The organism is Planomicrobium soli, from assembly GCF_003014655.1.
In the GTDB taxonomy this organism is placed as follows: Bacteria; Bacillota; Bacilli; order Bacillales_A; family Planococcaceae; genus Planococcus; species Planococcus soli_B.
Genome location: NZ_PYAT01000002.1, coordinates 1 through 17,227 on the forward strand (window position 1 = coordinate 1; position 17,227 = coordinate 17,227).

The following is a 17,227-nucleotide window of genomic DNA, read 5'->3' on the forward strand; positions in this document are numbered from 1 at the left end:
ATCAAACTCTCCATTATAGAAGCTTGATTGCTCATGCTGGCGCTCGCCGCCCCGAAGGACGCGCGAATCGCTTGATCTGCCGAAGCTGATCAGTAGGTTTTGCTCCGACCGCTTGCGCGGCCATCGCAGAAATTTGTTTCGGCGTTCGGAACGCCTCAACAATGTTTGTTGACGTTTTGCTGTTCAGTTTTCAAGGTTCAAGTCTTCCTGTCTAAGCGACAGTTACAATACTATATCATTAATAAATTATAGTGTCAACAATAATTTTAATATGAAAAATCATAATTATTGTCCGCCTATCGACAGCTTTATTAGAATATCTTATCCCAAATAAAAAGTCAATAAAAAATACGTAAATTAAAATTATTTTATTTGGGGACACTTTCTAATATACCAGACTCAATAATAGTTGTCAATTATTTATTAAAAAATAAATAATAAAACATATAATTAATAAATCGTTTACAAAATAAATTATAACAGAAAATTTTGATAAATAAACAACAAAAATATTACAAATTTGAAAGGGAAATTTTTCTTTTCATAAACCCCTTGTCTTTATCAACAAATGTATCATTTTAACTTTAAATCTTAATCGGTCACCTGTATCCGAGTAATTCATATCTGAAGATATAGCTGTAATCTAAAGTTAAGAAGTTATGAATGTTCCTTCTATATATAGGAGATTTCTTACCATATAAAAACCCGCCATAAATTGGCGGGTTGGATTATTACACTAAAAAGATGAAATATAGAACAAAAATAAGGAACAAACCGTACATGATAGGATGAACCTGCTTCCCTTTCCCAGCAGCTATCATTGTAATTGGGTAAAAGATAAAGCCGATAGCGATTCCAGTTGCAATGCTATAGCCAAGCGGCATAGCGATCATCGTTAAGAAAGCCGGAACTGCAATTTCAAACTTCGTCCAATCAATTCTCCCAATAGCAGAAACCATAAGAACACCAACAATGATCAAAGCTGGAGCAGTTACCGCACTAGTAATGACCTCTAACAGTGGATAGAACAAAATAGATACTAAGAACAAAATACCTGTAACAACGGCAGCGAATCCAGAGCGGGCCCCAGCTGCTACACCGGCAGTCGATTCGATATAAGATGTAGTAGTCGACGTACCAAAGATCGCTCCGCTTACCGTTGCAACTGCATCAGCCATCAATGCTTTGCCAGCTCTCGGTAATTTGTCATCTTTCATCAAGCGCGCTTGGTTCGCTACTGCCACTAAAGTTCCAGCAGTATCAAAGAAATCAACAAACAGGAAAGTCAATACGATTACCAGAAATTCAATTGTTATTAATGAACCTGGATCATGCAGGATTGGATCTAAAGCAACGCCAAAAGTTGGAGCCATGCTTGGAACATTAAAGTCAATAATTGCACTTGGTAAGTTAACAATGCCAAAAATCATTCCGGCAACAGCAGCAAGAATCATTCCGAAGAAGATTCCTCCTTTGATTCGGCGAACCATTAAAATGACCGTTACAATTAATCCGAAGATAGCCAATAATGTTGAACCGTTCGATAAGTTTCCTAAGCCTACCATTGTTGCAGGGTCAGCAACAATAATTCCCGCATTTTGAAAACCAATAAATGTGATATATAATCCAATACCCGCTCCAACAGCTAATTTTAAATCGGTTGGAATAGCGTTGATAATAGTTTCACGAATCCCTGATAAAGAAAGCACGATAAATATAAGTCCAGAAAAGAGAACACCGGTCAGTGCAGTTTGCCATGGAATGCCGTATGTCAAAATAACTGTATAGGCAAAAAATGCATTTAAACCCATTCCAGGAGCCAAAGCAATCGGGTACTTCGCCAAAATTCCCATAATCAAACATCCGATAGCAGCAGCTAATGCAGTAGCCATGAATACAGCGCCATAATCCATTCGCAACGACGCATCAAGATCCGGCACTGAATCCAGCGTTAAGGTCAGTGGGTTAACCACTAAGATATAAGCCATTGCCAGGAACGTTGTTAATCCGCCGATGATTTCACGGCGATAGTTCGTTCCCAGTTCTTCAAACAAAAAATACTTCTTCATGTTCTTCCTCCGTGTGTTGTCGCACACATGTTAAAAACGAAAAAACGCACACAGCGGTTTGCCGTATGCGTTCGATTTCCCCCTTCATCATCTTCAATATGAAAGGTACCCAACTCTATGAAAAGAGCGGATGAAAATCGTAGTCGAGTCATTTACGGTAACTCGGTAGAAACTTTCGGGCCATATTCCCGACATTATACGACAACGTTATTTAATTTCTTTTGTAGAATAACATCTTTTAATCCAATAAACAACACAAAAACACGAACAATATAAAAAAATTCACGTGCAAAGTTCGTGAATTTTCAATAAATATCGAAGCCGTCAATTTAAAATAGAAAAATCCCCTTCCAGAGGTGCAAAGATGCATTTTGGAAGGGGATTTCCCTAATTTTCTATTCCCACTCAATAGTTGCTGGTGGCTTGCTCGTAATATCGTAAAGAACACGGTTGATATGTTCAACTTCGTTAACAAGGCGGACACTAATTTTTTCTAAAACATCCCAAGGAATGCGCGCCCAATCAGAAGTCATGCCATCAATAGAAGTGACTGCACGGATGCCGATTGCATAATCGTAAGTACGGGCATCGCCCATTACACCAACGCTGCGGATGTCAGGCAGTACAGTGAAGTATTGCCAGATGTCACGGTCTAATCCAGCTTTTTTGATTTCATCCCGTAAAATCCAGTCTGACTCACGGACAATGTTCAACTTCTCTTCAGTGACTGCACCCATGATGCGGATACCAAGGCCCGGTCCTGGGAACGGCTGGCGCCAAACGATTTCATCCGGCATGCCCAGTTCAGTTCCAAGGGCACGGACTTCATCTTTGAATAACGTATTTAATGGCTCAATTAACTTGAACTGCATGTCTTCCGGCAATCCGCCCACATTGTGATGGGATTTTATCGTCTGGGCAGTTGTTGTGCCACTTTCGATAATATCTGTATACAAAGTTCCTTGCGCCAAGAAGTCCATGCCTTCTAGTTTAGATGCTTCATCATCAAATACATAAATAAATTCGTTTCCGATGATTTTGCGTTTTGTTTCTGGATCGGATACTCCCTCCAGCTTTTTCATAAAGCGTTCACGTGCGTCGATTTTGATGACGTTCATATGGAAGCCGTCAGCAAAAGTTTTCATAACGCTCTCTGCTTCACCTTTCCGCAAAAGTCCATGGTCGACAAACATACATGTTAATTGATCGCCGATCGCTCTATGAATCAGGACAGCAACTACCGAAGAGTCTACGCCGCCACTCAATGCACAAAGAACTTTCTTGTCCCCTACTTCTTCACGGATTTTTTCAATTTCAAGTTCGATGAAGTTTTCCATAGACCAATCAGCGGCCATGCCGCAAACATCGAAGACGAACTGGCGCAGCAATTCATTTCCGTAAATCGAATGGCGCACTTCCGGATGGAATTGAACACCATAAAAGCCGCGGCTTTCGTTTGCCATCGAAGCAATCGGACAACCTGCACTTGTACCGATTACATCAAATCCCGGGGGAGCTGCCGTCACCAAATCTCCATGACTCATCCAAACGATTTGCTCTTCAGGCAACCCTTTGAACAACTTCGTTTCTTGTGTCAATTTAAGTTCTGCTTTGCCGTATTCACGGTTTTGCGCTTTTTCAACTTTGCCGTCCAGGTGCAGCGCCATTAATTGCATGCCATAGCAAATACCTAAAATCGGAAGACCCATTTCAAAGATGGCATCATCAACTGAAAATGCATTTTCATCATAAACAGAGTTTGGTCCACCAGAGAAAATAATGCCTGTAGCGTTCATTTCTTTGATTTCTTCCGCTGTTACAGTATGTGGATGCAACTCGCTATAAACACCGATTTCACGAATACGTCGCGTGATCAATTGGTTATACTGGCTGCCGAAATCTAAGACGACGATTTTCTTTTGCTCTTTTAACATTGGACTAACTGGCATTCTTCTACACCTCTTCTATTAAATTAAGCTCCCAAAATAACAAAAGAACGCGAAAATAGTTCTCGCGTTCTCCTGCTCTACATTAAAAAAGTGAATGCGCATACCAAAAAGGCATGCGGCATCCACCTTCATAGTCAAGTCATTTCCGGGGACTTGGTAGAGACATCCGAACCATATTATCGGACATATACGAGGGCACTTGTAATTTATAATTTTCTCAATTGTACAAGCTAGTCCGCTCAAAATCAACCGCTTGTGCGATTGATTAAATTTTCCCAACTTTCCTTCAGTTCATGCCACTCAACTGAATTGCTGTTTCCACCATAAACCGACTGCTCATAAGCAGACGTTAAACGTGACATTTCATGCGTACCAAAAAACGAATCGATGTATGCAGCGTAAGAACGCAACGTCTGGCCGTCTCGCCGTTTGATGCCATAAAGATCAAGTTGTTTCAGTAACCTTAAATAAGCTTTTTCAAACGTTTGGGCACTGCCATTGCGTGACCGGTAATACGGAATCAAAACTTTCGGCATCCATTTGCTGCGCATTTTATATAATAGCGCCCCTAATAAAGCCGACCCGATAATGGTCCATACGATTTTCGCTTTGTTTTCAGTAAAGAACTGATTCAAGCGTGCCCGAATTGTCGGCCCGGCAATTTCTGCCGCTGCTGCATCCACTTCCGGCTCTTCTGGCTGGAGCGGATCCGGACGATCCGGCATTTCCACATCTTCCGGAGTTGTTTCCCCCGTTTCCAGATCAAAATTCACATCTGCCGCACCGGTAAAACCGATAGTCGGCTCAAAAAGCATCCACCCTACACCCGGCATATAGGCCTCTACCCAAGAGTGAGCATTATTGTTTGTAATTTCGTAAATATCGGGACCATCAGATGCCCGGATCAGTTCCCCTTCATTGAACCCCTTCACCCACCGTGCCGGAATATCCAGCGATCGCAGAAGGACGACCATCGAAGTGGAGAAGTTGTCACAATACCCGCGTTTTGTTTCAAATAAAAATTGGTCTACGTAATCTTGGCCTTCTTCCGGAACCGGAATATCTTGCTGGCTATATTCAAAGTTATTGTTGCTGAAATAACGTTCAATCGCTCGTGTTTTATCGTAAACGTTATCAGATCCTTCAGTTATTTCCACCGCTAAATCTCTAACCCGCTGCGGCAACTCCTCCGGTAATTGGACAAAGCGGTCAAACTCTGAAGGCAGTTCTTCCAAGTCTTCAACCGATGTTTCTCGCAAAGCAGTCAAACTGAACGAAGGCTCAGAAAATTTCACTTCGTAAAGTTCCGGTTCAAAAACATCGCCTTCAAAAAAGGTATCAAATCGCTGATCAGCAGTATCATACTCATAATCCGGCGTTTCATGCATCAAAAACGATTTAGTGCCATACGGATAAAGGACAAACGGAAAATCTTGCTCCATCGATAAAAGAGCGGTCGCTTCTTGCTCCGGATCTCCTGGAGTAAAGTCTGTATCGACTTGTTCCTCATTGTTATAAACAAACTTGTCGCCGACATTTCTCGTTACCCGCCATCCTTTAGTCGTATAGAAATCTTTCGATTCCACTTTCCAATATTGCCCGTCTTCCACTTCTGCCCGGAACACGGGAGTATCGTCACCAATAAATGAGCCGCCGAGCTGTGAATCGTCAACACCATAACCGATTCTGCCAATTGTTCCCGGGCCACTGCCTGCTTCTCCTGAAAAAGAAGTAATATAAGGTACTGGATCTGGCCAGATCGGACCCGATTTGGGCAAATACAACGCTATGGCAGTTGAAGCAGCCACCATAAGAAACAATGGAATAACGTATGCCGCAATTTTATCGATTTTGGCCGGAATACGATGTGTTTCTATCCATCTCGCTAAGTGCAAAAGCCCGGCAAGCATCAAGCCGATGACCATAATCCGTATAATGGCGGTGTCCCCTGTGTAAGGGCTAAACGTATCTAAAACCGCAATGAATACTACAGTCAGCAAGTAAAACAAAAAGATGCTCAACCTGAAACTTACCCAGTAATGAATCAAATAGACAGCCATCCACAACAAGGCGAAAAACAGAACGGTTCTAAATACATCCGTCGTTTCTGCCCAGTTCTGTGAAGTCAGTGCGATAAAATTTGCTGTAAAGTCTGACCATAGAAAAACAATCGAACTGTTCGAAAAGAACGCCTGTCCGGTATAGACGTAAACGATAAACCATAGAACATATAGCACCTTGACCGGACCTGAAATCCACCATGGAACTTTCGCCAATGCCATTACTAAACCAAGTCCGATGAATATAAGAAAAAGTGATTTATGGGCTGTATCCGTCAAAGACATTACCGGAGTTAGCCATTCGGCTAACAGCAAGAACACCAGCACATACAAAACCGCCATAAACACTTTGTTTTTTCGAATGTTTATCAATTTCGGCTCACCTCCGTAAACACCGATGAAAAATTCTCTGGGCCAACTTTTTTGACAACAATGCCTTTAGACCGGGCGAATTGATGTATCACTTCATCTTCTGGAGAGATTCTTTCGCCCTTGGTTGCTACTACTAAGCACATACATGTATTCAAGTGCTTTACGTTCCGTTGGATACTGGAAACCATATCCATCGTCAACCGGCTTGTAACATACAATAAACTGGAAGCTTTCACCTGCATCAAATCTTGGGTGGCCACTTCTTCGACCGGCTTTTCCAAATCGGCTTGCACTTTCGTTAAATAGTACATTGCCCGCTGCAGATGTTCTTCTGTTTGAATGACTGGAAAATAATCATGCGTTTTGCCTATAGATAAATAAGCAACGTTCGAATGGGAGCGGACAATCGCTTGAAGAATCGAAGCCACTAACTCAACCTGAGTTTCAAATCGCTCGGAAGGTAAACGATCATCAAGCAAAAAGAGATCCTGGGATTGCCGGTCTTCGAACTCTTTTGTCCGCATAGTTTGTGTACGGGCAAACGACTTCCAGTGAATCCACGATACCCGGTCACCGGGATGGTAATCTCTTATGCCGGCAGAGGTGGTCGTATCTTTGATAAGTGTAAAAGGCGCAGCCATTGCCCCTTGGTCATAACGGGACTCCATCGGGCGGTACGCTAATTCCACAGTATTTGGATATACAAGGACAGTTTGCCTCAACGGCAATACCCTCTTTTTTTTAACCCAGCCGAAAAAATCCCCGATCTCTATTTGAACGCCTTCTAAAACATGTTCACCGCGCGGCATATTATCAATTTCATAAGTCCAAGAGTAGGATTTCCGGAATCCAGGCACCAACATGTTTTTCTTTTCATCTTCTATGCGTTCTTTCAAAAGAGTTGAATGTGTTTTTTCGCTAAGGACGGTATACAGCAAAGGGAAAGGAAAAGAGCGTCGAATGTCAATCGTAGCAGAAAAGTTGCTGCCTTTTCGTATTTGGGCAGTGTGAATTTTACGAGATATCCGGATATCCTGCAGTGGATAAAAGGTCAGCAATAAGGAGTAAAGTGCAAAAGGAAGAGCCATATAAAAAATAAACCAGCTGACAAAGCCGCCTTGGAACATGGCAAACGAAAAAGTGAGTATAAGGATGACCAGTACAAAGACCAGCCTCCCCCACAAATCAAAAAAGTTTTTCAATTGATTCATTGCCCCACATACCTTTGAACCGGTACACGCGTCTTCGCTAAAATCCGGTCTACAATTTCTTCTGCAGTCACGCCGTCATAGCGCGCTTCAGAGCGCAGCATGATTCGATGGCTGAAAACAAATTTCGCTAAATGCTGTACATCATCCGGCGTTACATAATCGCGGCCTTTCAACATAGCATACGCTTGAGACGATTTCATCAAAGCGATCGATCCTCGGGGGCTGACCCCCAAGTAAACATAAGGCTCTGTCCGTGTATGGCGTGACAGTTCCACAATATATGCGCGTATCGTATCATCAACTTTAATCAATTTCACTTCTTCTTGGAGCTTGATCAATTCTTCAAGTGTGATGACCGATTGCAGATTTTCGATAGGAGCAGAAATTTGGGAGCGGCTCAACACTTCCATTTCTTCTTTCGAAGAAGGATACCCCATTTTTATCTTTAAAAGAAAACGGTCAAGCTGGGCTTCCGGAAGCGGATAAGTTCCTTCGTATTCAATCGGATTCTGGGTGGCCATAACAAAGAAAGGTTTTGGTATTTGCATCGTTACGCCATCAATCGTTACAGATGCTTCTTCCATCGCTTCAAGAAGAGAGGACTGCGTTTTTGGAGAGGTCCGGTTGATCTCGTCAGCTAAAACGATATTCCCCATAATCGGTCCAGGGCGGAAGTGAAATTCCATATCTTTCGGATTATATATAGAAACGCCGATAACATCGGAAGGCAGGAGATCCGGCGTGAATTGAATGCGCTTAAAATCCGCACCCACTGATTTTGCCAGAGCCCTCACTAACATTGTTTTTCCGACTCCCGGTACATCTTCAAGCAGAACATGGCCGTGTGACAACATCGCTACGATGCTCAATTCGGCAATATTCCGTTTTCCGATTATCACCTTTTCTATGTTATCAATCACTTGCTCTAACCGTTCTTGTGCCTTCATCCTAGATTCCCCCAATGAGTAGCTATAGCTGTTTGAATATTGTCACATTATTATCATCTAGCATACCGAATTCCGGGATAGAACTCAACTGTCGCAACCTCAACACGCGTTTTTCCAAAATAAAAACAGAGCTCTGCAAAAGCAGCTCTGTTTCATCTGTTTATTTCCAGAAATCATCAAAAACCGTAATCGGCAAATGACGTTTATGCTGGGTTTTCAAATAATAGCCTTCCAGCTTTTCCCGTGCATCTTCTGGTATTTTTTTGCCTTCTAAATAGTCATCGATCATCTCATACGTCAAACCTAAAGCCACTTCATCCGGAATTGCCGGTTTATCTTCTTCTAAATCCGCTGTTGGAATCTTCATATATAAATGTTCAGGACTGCCCAGTTCTTTCAATATAGAACGTCCTTGCCGTTTGTTTAAGCGGAATAGCGGTGTTAAATCTGCTGCTCCGTCGCCAAACTTCGTGTAAAATCCGGTAATCGCTTCCGCAGCATGATCAGTGCCGAGTACAACCGCACTATGATAAGCTGCAATTGAAAATTGAGCCTTCATCCGTTCACGGGCTTTTTCGTTGCCTTTAGCAAAATCACTCAAATCTATTCCAGCTGCATTCAACGCACGGTCGCTGGCATCCACCGCTTCTTTAATATTGACGGTATAGACTTTTGTCGGCTGGATGAACTCAATTGCATCTTGCGCATCGTGTTCATCAAACTGTTCACCATAAGGCAAACGGACTGCGTAGAATCCGTATTTTTCTTCTCCCGCTTCTTCATTCAATTCATTGACGGCAAGCTGAGCTAGTTTCCCCATCAAAGTCGAATCCTGCCCTCCCGAAATGCCAAGCACAAATCCTTTTATAAAAGAATGTTTTTGAGCATAGCTTTTCAGAAACGAAATCGTCCGTTCTATTTCTTCTTTCGGATTGATGGAAGGTTGTACTTTCAGTTCTTCAATAATTTGCTGCTGCAATGTCGGCATTGGTATTCCCCCTTCTATTTTCTCGAATAGTGTTGGATCACATCTCTGACTTCTTGAATATTGCGCATCTTGTTGTCCCAGCACTTCTGGCTTAAATCGACCGGGTACTCCTCCGGATTCAGAGAGCGTTTGTATTCATCCCATAGAAGACTTAAGCTGTTTCGCGCATGCTCCTGCATTTCTTCCAACGGTGGATTTTCATAGACAACTTCTCCGTCTTTAACTACTTGCTGATGAATATCGACCGCTTCAAAATTCGTTACAAATTTCGATACATAGGTATGGACAGGATGGAACATCTTCAAGCGTTTTTCCGATGCCGGATCTTCATCATGCATCGCAATATAATCGCCTTCTGATTTTCCGTTTTCCCTATCTATAATACGATAAACTTTTTTTAATCCAGGCGTTGTGACCTTTTCTGCATTGCCGGAAATTTTGATGGTATCTTCCATTTCGCCATGGTCATTTTCAATTGCCACCAATTTATAGACCGCCCCAAGTGCTGGCTGATCATAAGCTGTAATCAACTTTGTGCCAATTCCCCAGGAATCCACACGTGCTCCTTGCGCTTTCAAGTTCAGGATCGTGTATTCATCCAAATCGTTGGACACTACGATTTTAGTATTTGGGAATCCCGCTTCATCCAACATCTTACGCGCTTCTTTCGAAAGGAAGGCAATATCTCCACTGTCCAAACGAATTCCTTCAAAGTTGATTTTGTCCCCTAACTCTTTGGCCACTTGGATGGCAATCGGCAGACCCGATTTTAACGTGTCATATGTATCCACTAAAAACACACAATTTTTATGGCGTTTCGCATAGGAATGGAATGCTTCGTATTCGTTTTTATAGGCTTGAACAAGTGAATGGGCGTGTGTGCCAGCAACAGGAATGCCAAATTTCTTTCCGGCGCGGACATTGCTTGTCGCTTCAAGTCCTCCGATAAAAGCGGCTCTTGTGCCCCAGACTGCAGCATCCATTTCTTGCGCGCGTCTCGTCCCGAATTCCATTACGCGTTCATCTTTGACAATTTGCTTGATCCGGCTAGCTTTTGTTGCAATCAGCGTCTGGTAATTCACAATATTGAGAAGCGCCGTTTCAATCAATTGACCCTCCACCAAAGGTGCCTCTATGCGAAGGAGCGGTTCATTCTGAAAAACCACTTCACCTTCAACAACCGAATACACATTACCGGTAAACCGGACAGTCTTCAAATACTCGATGTAATCTTCCCGGTACCCAACCTCTTCCCGCAAATACTCCAGGTCGCTATCGGAAAAGCAAAAATTCCTCAAATAATCCAGCACCCGTTCAAGCCCGGCAAAAATCGCATAGCCATTTCCAAACGGCAATTTCCGGAAAAACAGTTCAAACACCGCTTTTCTTTCATGCATGCCGTCTGCCCAGTAGGCTTCCGCCATGTTGATTTGATACAAATCGGTATGTAAAACTAAACTATCATCCGCATAATGTTTTTGCATAAAACTCTCACCTTCCAGCTTCAGTAATAAAGCCAATTATACACTAGTAGAGGCATTTCAATAAACGAAAGTCCTATACTCCTCTTTAATCAGCTTATCTCCTTAATACCCAATATTGCTCTTTGACATTCCATTTAATACATGGTATATTTATTTAGTTAACATCGAGGTAGCAAACAGATACTTTTGATATTCTGGCATTCTACGTAAAGTTTTTGAGAATACTTATTCACACTGGCGCGATTTGAGGATCGCAAGGACGTAAAAGAAGGTAGGGTTTACGTTGCTTAAGTTAGAAAGCCACCAGTGGAAAAATGACCGCGGCACTGAAAGATAAATCTTTCTATGGAAATTATCCCCGTTAAAATGGGTTGAAAAATTGAGTCAAAACTATTTTATGTTACCTTCTAAATCAAAGGGCTATCCTCATATCGAGGATAGCCCTTTTCCAATTTCGTTTTATTGATCAGCGGTTCAAGTAGTCGGTAACTGCGCCTCTTGAAGAACAAGAAACGTTGTGTGCATATTTTCCAAGGACGCCTTTTCGGTGAAGCGGCGGAGCCACCCACTGCTTTCGGCGTTCCTCCAGTTCTTCTTCTGAAACCTCCATGGAGATTTCCTGAAGATCGGAGTCGATAGTAACCATATCGCCTTCTTTCAACAAAGCGATTGGGCCTCCTGATTGGGCTTCAGGCGCGATGTGTCCGACGACCAACCCATGAGTTCCGCCGGAGAAGCGGCCATCCGTCAATAAAGCCACGCTTTCACCCATGCCTTTGCCGACGAGAATAGCTGAAATCGACAGCATTTCAGGCATTCCCGGACCGCCTTTTGGACCGACATAACGAATCACCAGTACATCGCCTTCGTTTATTTCATTGGCCATAACGGCTGCCGTTGCAGCTGGTTCGTTATCAAAGACACGGGCCGGGCCCGTGTGGCGTTTGACTTTAACGCCGGACACTTTTGCTACCGCGCCGTTTGGCGACAAATTGCCTTTTAGGACGATTAACGGACCGTCTTTCCGCTTCGGATTGTCGAACGGCATAATTACTTGCTGCCCTTCAGCAAGACTAGGTGCATCTTGCAGGTTTTCTGCTACTGTTTTTCCAGTGACCGTCATGCAATCTCCGTGAATATACCCTGCTTCAAGCAACATCTTCATAACAGCCTGAACTCCGCCGACACGGTGAAGGTCCTGCATAACATATTTGCCGCTCGGTTTTAAATCTGCTAGATGCGGAACTGTTTTTTGCAAGCGATTGAAATCGTCAATTGTCACATCCACTTCTGCCGCATGCGCAATCGCCAACAGATGCAAAACAGCATTAGTTGATCCGCCTAGGGCCATAACTACAGTGATGGCATTTTCAAAAGCTTCTTTTGTCATAATGTCTTTCGGATAAACGCCAAGTTCAAGCAAATTATGGACAGCCGCCCCTGCTTTTTCACAGTCTGCCAGCTTTTCTTGAGATACTGCCGGATTGGAAGAACTGCCCGGCAAGCTCATGCCCATCGCTTCTGCAGCAGAAGCCATCGTGTTCGCTGTATACATGCCTCCGCAAGCCCCGGCTCCCGGACAAGCTCCACATTCGACTTTACGCAAAGTCTCGTCGTTGATGTCGCCATTGTTATGTTGCCCGACTCCTTCAAAAACAGAAACGATGTCAATGTCCTGGCCGTTATGCCGCCCAGGTGCAATTGTCCCCCCGTAAACAAAAACAGCTGGCACTTCCGAATTTGCTATCGCGATCAAACACCCAGGAATATTTTTGTCGCAGCCGCCAATTGCCACTAGTCCATCCAAACTTTCAGCTCCAACAACCGTTTCAATAGAATCCGCAATCACATCCCGGCTCGAAAGCGAATACTTCATGCCTTCGGTTCCCATTGAAATACCGTCTGATACGGTAATAGTATTAAAAATAAATGGCACGCCGCCTGCTTCTTTTGCACCGTTCTTAGCGCTGGCTGCCAAATCGTCGATATGTATATTACACGGCGTCACTTCACTCCACGTACTTGCAATGCCGATCATCGGCTTTTTAAAATCCTCATCCGTCAATCCTACTGCCCGCAACATTGCCCGGTTCGGCGCTTTCATCGCTCCATCAAATACTTTACTGTTGATCCGCAAATCTTTTGTCATGCTGCATCTATCCTTTCTTTTTTATTATTATAGAGAAGTTCTTACACAATTCAATGAATTTTTAATTTTTTCAACTTTTTAAATTATTGCAAGCGCTTTTAAAATGCGTAAAATTCTCTCCCATTGCCTCAGACTCTTTTCACTCTGATTTTTAGATGGTAGTCACTCCAACTAAAATTGTTTTGGGGACTCTTACTCTCACCGTTAGCAGTTTGTTGACAATTTGGCTAATTTTCAAATCACAGGCAAGGCTTAATAAACGATGGCAGTCTTCAAAAGATAAGCCACTTTGCTGTTGAAGGCAGCTGACCGCATCCCTTAAAGCGGTATCGACCGCTTCTTCGTATGTACTTGCGGAAGCGAGAAAGTAAAACGCCTCACTGTCTTCTACTACCGGATTTTGAAGCCGGGACTTGAATTTCGAGAACTTCAGCTTAACTTCACCGCTTGTTTCAACTCCAGTGCCGCTCAATTCTCCATCCCCCATGGCTGCATGTAAATCCCCTAATGCAACGAGCGCTCCATCAACTGAGACAGGCAAATAAATTTTATTGCCGGGTTTCACGTCTTTTGTATCCAAATTTCCTCCATGGCTGCCGGGAACTGCTGTTTGTATCTCTCCATTACTTGGTGCTACACCAATTACTCCGATCATTGGCGCGAAAGGAACGGCTATGCTTTCATTGAATTTAACCTGCCCATTTTTGATTTCCAGAATTCGGGTGGAAGGTGCTGCAATATCACTGCCAAGTATCCCGATTCCTGGAGAAGCCACCATAAATCCGTAATCAGCAGTCTGGATATCGATGACGTCAATACATAACGTATCTCCACTTTTTACAGCCTCTATATAGATGGGTCCAGTCGCCAAGTTCACTTTGGTAATATCTATTTGAGGGCGCAAGTCGTTTTCGGTTACGATTTGGCCGGCATAGCAATCATAAGTTTCAACAATGACTGTCTCGCCTAATTCCACCCTGTATTTCGGTTCATTTATCGCCGAAAAAAATTTGATGGTATGTTCTTTGGACAATCGTTTCATATTTGCATTCTCCTCCATTTCGTGCCTTTTGTTAGATATACTATAAGCGAAAAGCTGCACTCTGTAACTTATAGTTAAGAAAAGGCCCATCCAATCTTGTATAATGAATTTAAAAAGGAGGCGATCCCTCTGTTAATTAGAAAAGTCGAATCTACTGAATATGAAACAGTCCGCCAACAACGGCTCACTTCTTATGAGCAATATAAAAACCGCATCCCTTTAAAGCATTGGGAGGTATTGCAAGGAACGTTATCGAAACAAAGCGATAAACATCCAGGTGTCAATTTGTTCGTTGCTGAAATAGGCGGCCAGATTGCCGGGAGCGTCGTGTTGTTTCCTTCAAAAGCTAAAGCATATGAATGGGATTCTGAAACTTTGGAGCATCCCGAAATCCGTATGCTTGCTGTGGATGCTAACTATAGAGGATTAGGTGTTGGAAAAGCACTCGTCCAACACTGCATCAAAGTTTCGAAAGAACTGGGAGAAAACCAGATTGGGCTCCATACCGGCAGTTTTATGGAAGGTGCCAAGAAGTTGTATGAAAACCTCGGCTTTAAACGAATGCCTCTGTCTGATTTCGAACCGTTAGATGATGGCATCGTCGTTCAAGCTTACCAACTTACAATTTAAAGAAAAAAAGAAGGCCCTCTAGTAATTTTGGGGCCTTCTTTTTAATCTTGCCAAAAAGGATTTTTCCATTCCATCAGTAGTGCGTAATTATGGGATTCTTTATCTTCCAAATAATTCGGCACTAGACAGACAGGCATTCGGCCGCAACGCAGCAGAAAGGTGACGACAGGATCACGCAATTCGCCTTCTACTACTTTTTGAGTATATTGTTCGGGCGATAATTTGTCTGAGTGCCGATGATACCCCGGTATCCTCCCCCCGCCGAGCACCCGATCCAATTTATCCTGGACCACTAGCTCATACGCAGATTGCATAAGCAACTTTCCCAAGTCCAATTGGCGAAATGATGGCTTAACGCAGATATCAACTATATATAAAGTTTTGCCATCAGGATTATGCGAACTGATAGAGCCGTCTGCCGTCACTTCTTCCCAATTATGCTCGGGACGGTGAGGGTCGAAATCTGTTAACAGCGCCGTCATGGAACCGACAATTTCACCGTTTACTTCTACACAGAATGCGCCTTTTGGATAATGGTTAATATGGCTCATCAATTGCTCTGTTTTCCACCACAAATCAGACGGGAACGGTGGAGGAAAACTTTCCTGCTGAACCGCTATCAGCGCTTCAAAGTCCTCTTCCCCGTAATTTCTGACCTTTGCTAGGATTGGCTTATCTTGCTGGAAAACAAAGCACTCTTTTTGATACACATTAATCACTCCTTTTCCACAGGATTGACTTCTTTCTTTAGACTATACCGTTTCAATCTTTCTTTTGCACAGCATATTGCCAGAGAATAATAAAAACCCTTCTACCAGTAAACTGCACCAAACCGTTAGACGTTAATCCAACAGCAGAGGCCTAGTTCACTAGGAAGGGTTTAAAAAGTTAATATTATAGATTCATTAAATTGTTAAAATGGCGGTAAAACATGCGGACCTCTTTCAGGAGGTGAAATTGCTTGAATTTCCACTGCCGCAGCCAAAGTTGCTGTTTGAAGAGCTGGCGAAGTAACAAGCAATGCTCCAATAAACCCGGTATAAAGTGCCACGGTCCAAATTGTTTTTTTCAGCGTCATGTGAATTCACCACCATTCTGTTCTTGGTAAGCACTATAAAAATGCGCTTTTTCCCATTCTCTCTTTTGCTGATAGTAAAGAGCAAGCTGGGTAGAAACTTTTTTCGCTTCCTTTATATAACCATTTTTTCTGAAAAATGGGAACATTTTTTCTTCATAATAGTTCAAAAGGTCCTCTTGGGAAAAAAATCGTTTTTCGAAATAAGTAGCGTGAATTTCAAAGTATTCGTTGTTCTTTCCGCTATTTGCTTGTTTAAGTTCGTTAATAAATTCCTCTGTTTGCTGTCCTGTTTCACTTGCTGCTTCCAGCAGGCTAACAAGAACTGCCTTATAAAAATATGAATCCTTAGGAAGTTTATCTTTTATTTCCAGAAGCTGCTCAACCGCTTGCCGGTTCTCCGCTTTTTCTTTAAGGAGCTCTGCATAATTGTATATCGTTTGGTGATATAGATCGGTCTGACCGGTGATTTGTGAATTGCGTTTTAGTACTCCGTACAGCTCGACCGCTTGCACAAACAAGTTTCTTCTTGTGTAATTGATGGCCAGCAGCATCTGCGCATGGAGCAGGCGTATGTAATTGTAGTGCAGCTGATAGTGCCGGACAGCCAATTCCGCGTAATAAGCTGAACGTTCATAGCGGTCTTGGAGAATCAACAGCCGGGCTTTTTGATAGTAATATTCTCCTTCAAATTTTTGAGGAATGCTTCGAATTCCTTCTTCCAGATTTTCCAATAACTTCAGCGAAAGTTCTATTTGTCCGATCATGGTGTAATATATTGAAAGGAAAAATTGGTAAAGCCACTTTTCAGGTGCAGAAAAAGAACCTTTAAGGCGTTCAAGCAAATTTTTTTGTTTTTCAGCCCGTTGGTGGTCATTATTGAACGTATAAAAACGGAATTTATAAAGTTCATACTGATTTACAAGTTCTGTTGATTGAATATACTCATTTTCCTTTTCCAGAATTTTGTATTGATGACGCATACTTTCGAGATCAAAATAAATCGAGCAATCGATGAACTCCACCAGCTCATGCTCTAGCCGTTTTTGCTTGTCCACCTCTTTTTTCCACTGTACCCCCATTTTTGCGAGCAGCGCTTGCGTAGTGGTTTCATGAGGTATATAAGAATTCGATTCGATCTTGCTTAAATGCGATATTGAACAAATGCCATCTGCTAATTGCTGTTGTGTAAGCCCGTGCTTTGAACGGTAATATTTGATGACAGAACCAACGTTCATAGCCTCACCCTTT

General features: G+C 42.7%; 13 protein-coding genes and 2 riboswitches. Of the genes, 1 reads left to right on the plus strand and 12 read right to left on the minus strand.

The window, feature by feature from the left end; translation table 11 throughout:
• Positions 1 to 731: 731 nt before the first annotated feature.
• The 9 genes from B0H99_RS02305 to B0H99_RS02345 all read right to left on the minus strand — a co-directional run bounded on the left by B0H99_RS02305 (position 732) and on the right by B0H99_RS02345 (position 14,271).
• Complete coding sequence (locus B0H99_RS02305) at positions 732 to 2,069, minus strand: NCS2 family permease (protein WP_106532023.1); 1,338 nt, start codon at positions 2,067 to 2,069, stop codon at positions 732 to 734.
• 120 nt (positions 2,070 to 2,189) lie between these two features.
• A riboswitch (purine riboswitch) is annotated at positions 2,190 to 2,291 on the minus strand.
• A 173-nt stretch (positions 2,292 to 2,464) separates the two neighbouring features.
• Complete coding sequence (guaA, locus tag B0H99_RS02310; RefSeq protein ID WP_106532024.1) at positions 2,465 to 4,018, minus strand: glutamine-hydrolyzing GMP synthase; 1,554 nt, start codon at positions 4,016 to 4,018, stop codon at positions 2,465 to 2,467.
• A gap of 111 nt (positions 4,019 to 4,129) precedes the next feature.
• Positions 4,130 to 4,231: riboswitch (purine riboswitch) on the minus strand.
• A gap of 32 nt (positions 4,232 to 4,263) precedes the next feature.
• Positions 4,264 to 6,450 carry a transglutaminase TgpA family protein gene (locus tag B0H99_RS02315; RefSeq protein WP_106532025.1) on the minus strand — a complete coding sequence of 729 codons (2,187 nt, stop codon included), beginning with the start codon at positions 6,448 to 6,450 and terminating at the stop codon, positions 4,264 to 4,266.
• On the minus strand, positions 6,447 to 7,661 hold the full coding sequence (locus B0H99_RS02320) for a DUF58 domain-containing protein (protein ID WP_106532026.1): 1,215 nt from the start codon (positions 7,659 to 7,661) through the stop codon (positions 6,447 to 6,449). The genes B0H99_RS02315 and B0H99_RS02320 overlap by 4 nt, the downstream gene beginning before the upstream one ends.
• Positions 7,658 to 8,608, minus strand: coding sequence for an AAA family ATPase (locus tag B0H99_RS02325; protein ID WP_106532027.1), 951 nt, complete (start codon positions 8,606 to 8,608; stop codon positions 7,658 to 7,660). The genes B0H99_RS02320 and B0H99_RS02325 overlap by 4 nt, the downstream gene beginning before the upstream one ends.
• Before the next feature lie 160 nt (positions 8,609 to 8,768).
• Positions 8,769 to 9,596, minus strand: coding sequence for an ammonia-dependent NAD(+) synthetase (gene nadE, locus B0H99_RS02330; RefSeq protein ID WP_106532028.1), 828 nt, complete (start codon positions 9,594 to 9,596; stop codon positions 8,769 to 8,771).
• A gap of 14 nt (positions 9,597 to 9,610) precedes the next feature.
• Complete coding sequence (locus B0H99_RS02335; RefSeq protein WP_106532029.1) at positions 9,611 to 11,080, minus strand: nicotinate phosphoribosyltransferase; 1,470 nt, start codon at positions 11,078 to 11,080, stop codon at positions 9,611 to 9,613.
• 466 nt (positions 11,081 to 11,546) lie between these two features.
• Positions 11,547 to 13,229 carry a dihydroxy-acid dehydratase gene (gene ilvD, locus B0H99_RS02340; protein WP_106532030.1) on the minus strand — a complete coding sequence of 561 codons (1,683 nt, stop codon included), beginning with the start codon at positions 13,227 to 13,229 and terminating at the stop codon, positions 11,547 to 11,549.
• 151 nt (positions 13,230 to 13,380) lie between these two features.
• Positions 13,381 to 14,271, minus strand: a complete 891-nt coding sequence (locus B0H99_RS02345; RefSeq protein WP_106532031.1) for an acetamidase/formamidase family protein — start codon at positions 14,269 to 14,271, stop codon at positions 13,381 to 13,383.
• A 96-nt stretch (positions 14,272 to 14,367) separates the two neighbouring features.
• Between B0H99_RS02345 and B0H99_RS02350 the strand changes: the two genes are divergently transcribed.
• Positions 14,368 to 14,901: a GNAT family N-acetyltransferase gene (locus tag B0H99_RS02350; RefSeq protein ID WP_245894353.1), complete on the plus strand. Its 534-nt coding sequence runs from the start codon at positions 14,368 to 14,370 to the stop codon at positions 14,899 to 14,901.
• 41 nt (positions 14,902 to 14,942) lie between these two features.
• On the opposite strand, the gene B0H99_RS02355 is transcribed toward B0H99_RS02350, so the two are convergent.
• The 3 genes from B0H99_RS02355 to B0H99_RS02360 form a co-directional block, all read right to left on the minus strand.
• A complete protein-coding gene (locus tag B0H99_RS02355) occupies positions 14,943 to 15,611 on the minus strand; it encodes a GNAT family N-acetyltransferase (protein WP_106532032.1) in 669 nt (222 codons plus the stop codon).
• Between the two features lie 203 nt (positions 15,612 to 15,814).
• Positions 15,815 to 15,979, minus strand: coding sequence for a hypothetical protein (locus tag B0H99_RS17730; RefSeq protein ID WP_181313548.1), 165 nt, complete (start codon positions 15,977 to 15,979; stop codon positions 15,815 to 15,817).
• Positions 15,976 to 17,214, minus strand: coding sequence for a helix-turn-helix domain-containing protein (locus B0H99_RS02360; protein WP_245894355.1), 1,239 nt, complete (start codon positions 17,212 to 17,214; stop codon positions 15,976 to 15,978). Before B0H99_RS02360 ends, B0H99_RS17730 begins: the two co-directional genes overlap by 4 nt.
• Positions 17,215 to 17,227 lie beyond the last annotated feature (13 nt).

What these genes read in the sequence shown, in the direction of transcription:
- guaA (WP_106532024.1), bottom strand. Translation starts at nt 4,018, where the DNA reads ATGCCAGTTAGTCCAATGTTAAAAGAGCAAAAGAAAATCGTCGTCTTA.
- ilvD (WP_106532030.1), bottom strand. Translation starts at nt 13,229, where the DNA reads ATGACAAAAGATTTGCGGATCAACAGTAAAGTATTTGATGGAGCGATG.
- B0H99_RS02360 (WP_245894355.1), bottom strand. Translation starts at nt 17,214, where the DNA reads ATGAACGTTGGTTCTGTCATCAAATATTACCGTTCAAAGCACGGGCTT.
- B0H99_RS02305 (WP_106532023.1), bottom strand. Translation starts at nt 2,069, where the DNA reads ATGAAGAAGTATTTTTTGTTTGAAGAACTGGGAACGAACTATCGCCGT.
- nadE (WP_106532028.1), bottom strand. Translation starts at nt 9,596, where the DNA reads ATGCCGACATTGCAGCAGCAAATTATTGAAGAACTGAAAGTACAACCT.
- B0H99_RS17730 (WP_181313548.1), bottom strand. Translation starts at nt 15,979, where the DNA reads ATGACGCTGAAAAAAACAATTTGGACCGTGGCACTTTATACCGGGTTT.
- B0H99_RS02345 (WP_106532031.1), bottom strand. Translation starts at nt 14,271, where the DNA reads ATGAAACGATTGTCCAAAGAACATACCATCAAATTTTTTTCGGCGATA.
- B0H99_RS02325 (WP_106532027.1), bottom strand. Translation starts at nt 8,608, where the DNA reads ATGAAGGCACAAGAACGGTTAGAGCAAGTGATTGATAACATAGAAAAG.
- B0H99_RS02335 (WP_106532029.1), bottom strand. Translation starts at nt 11,080, where the DNA reads ATGCAAAAACATTATGCGGATGATAGTTTAGTTTTACATACCGATTTG.
- B0H99_RS02320 (WP_106532026.1), bottom strand. Translation starts at nt 7,661, where the DNA reads ATGAATCAATTGAAAAACTTTTTTGATTTGTGGGGGAGGCTGGTCTTT.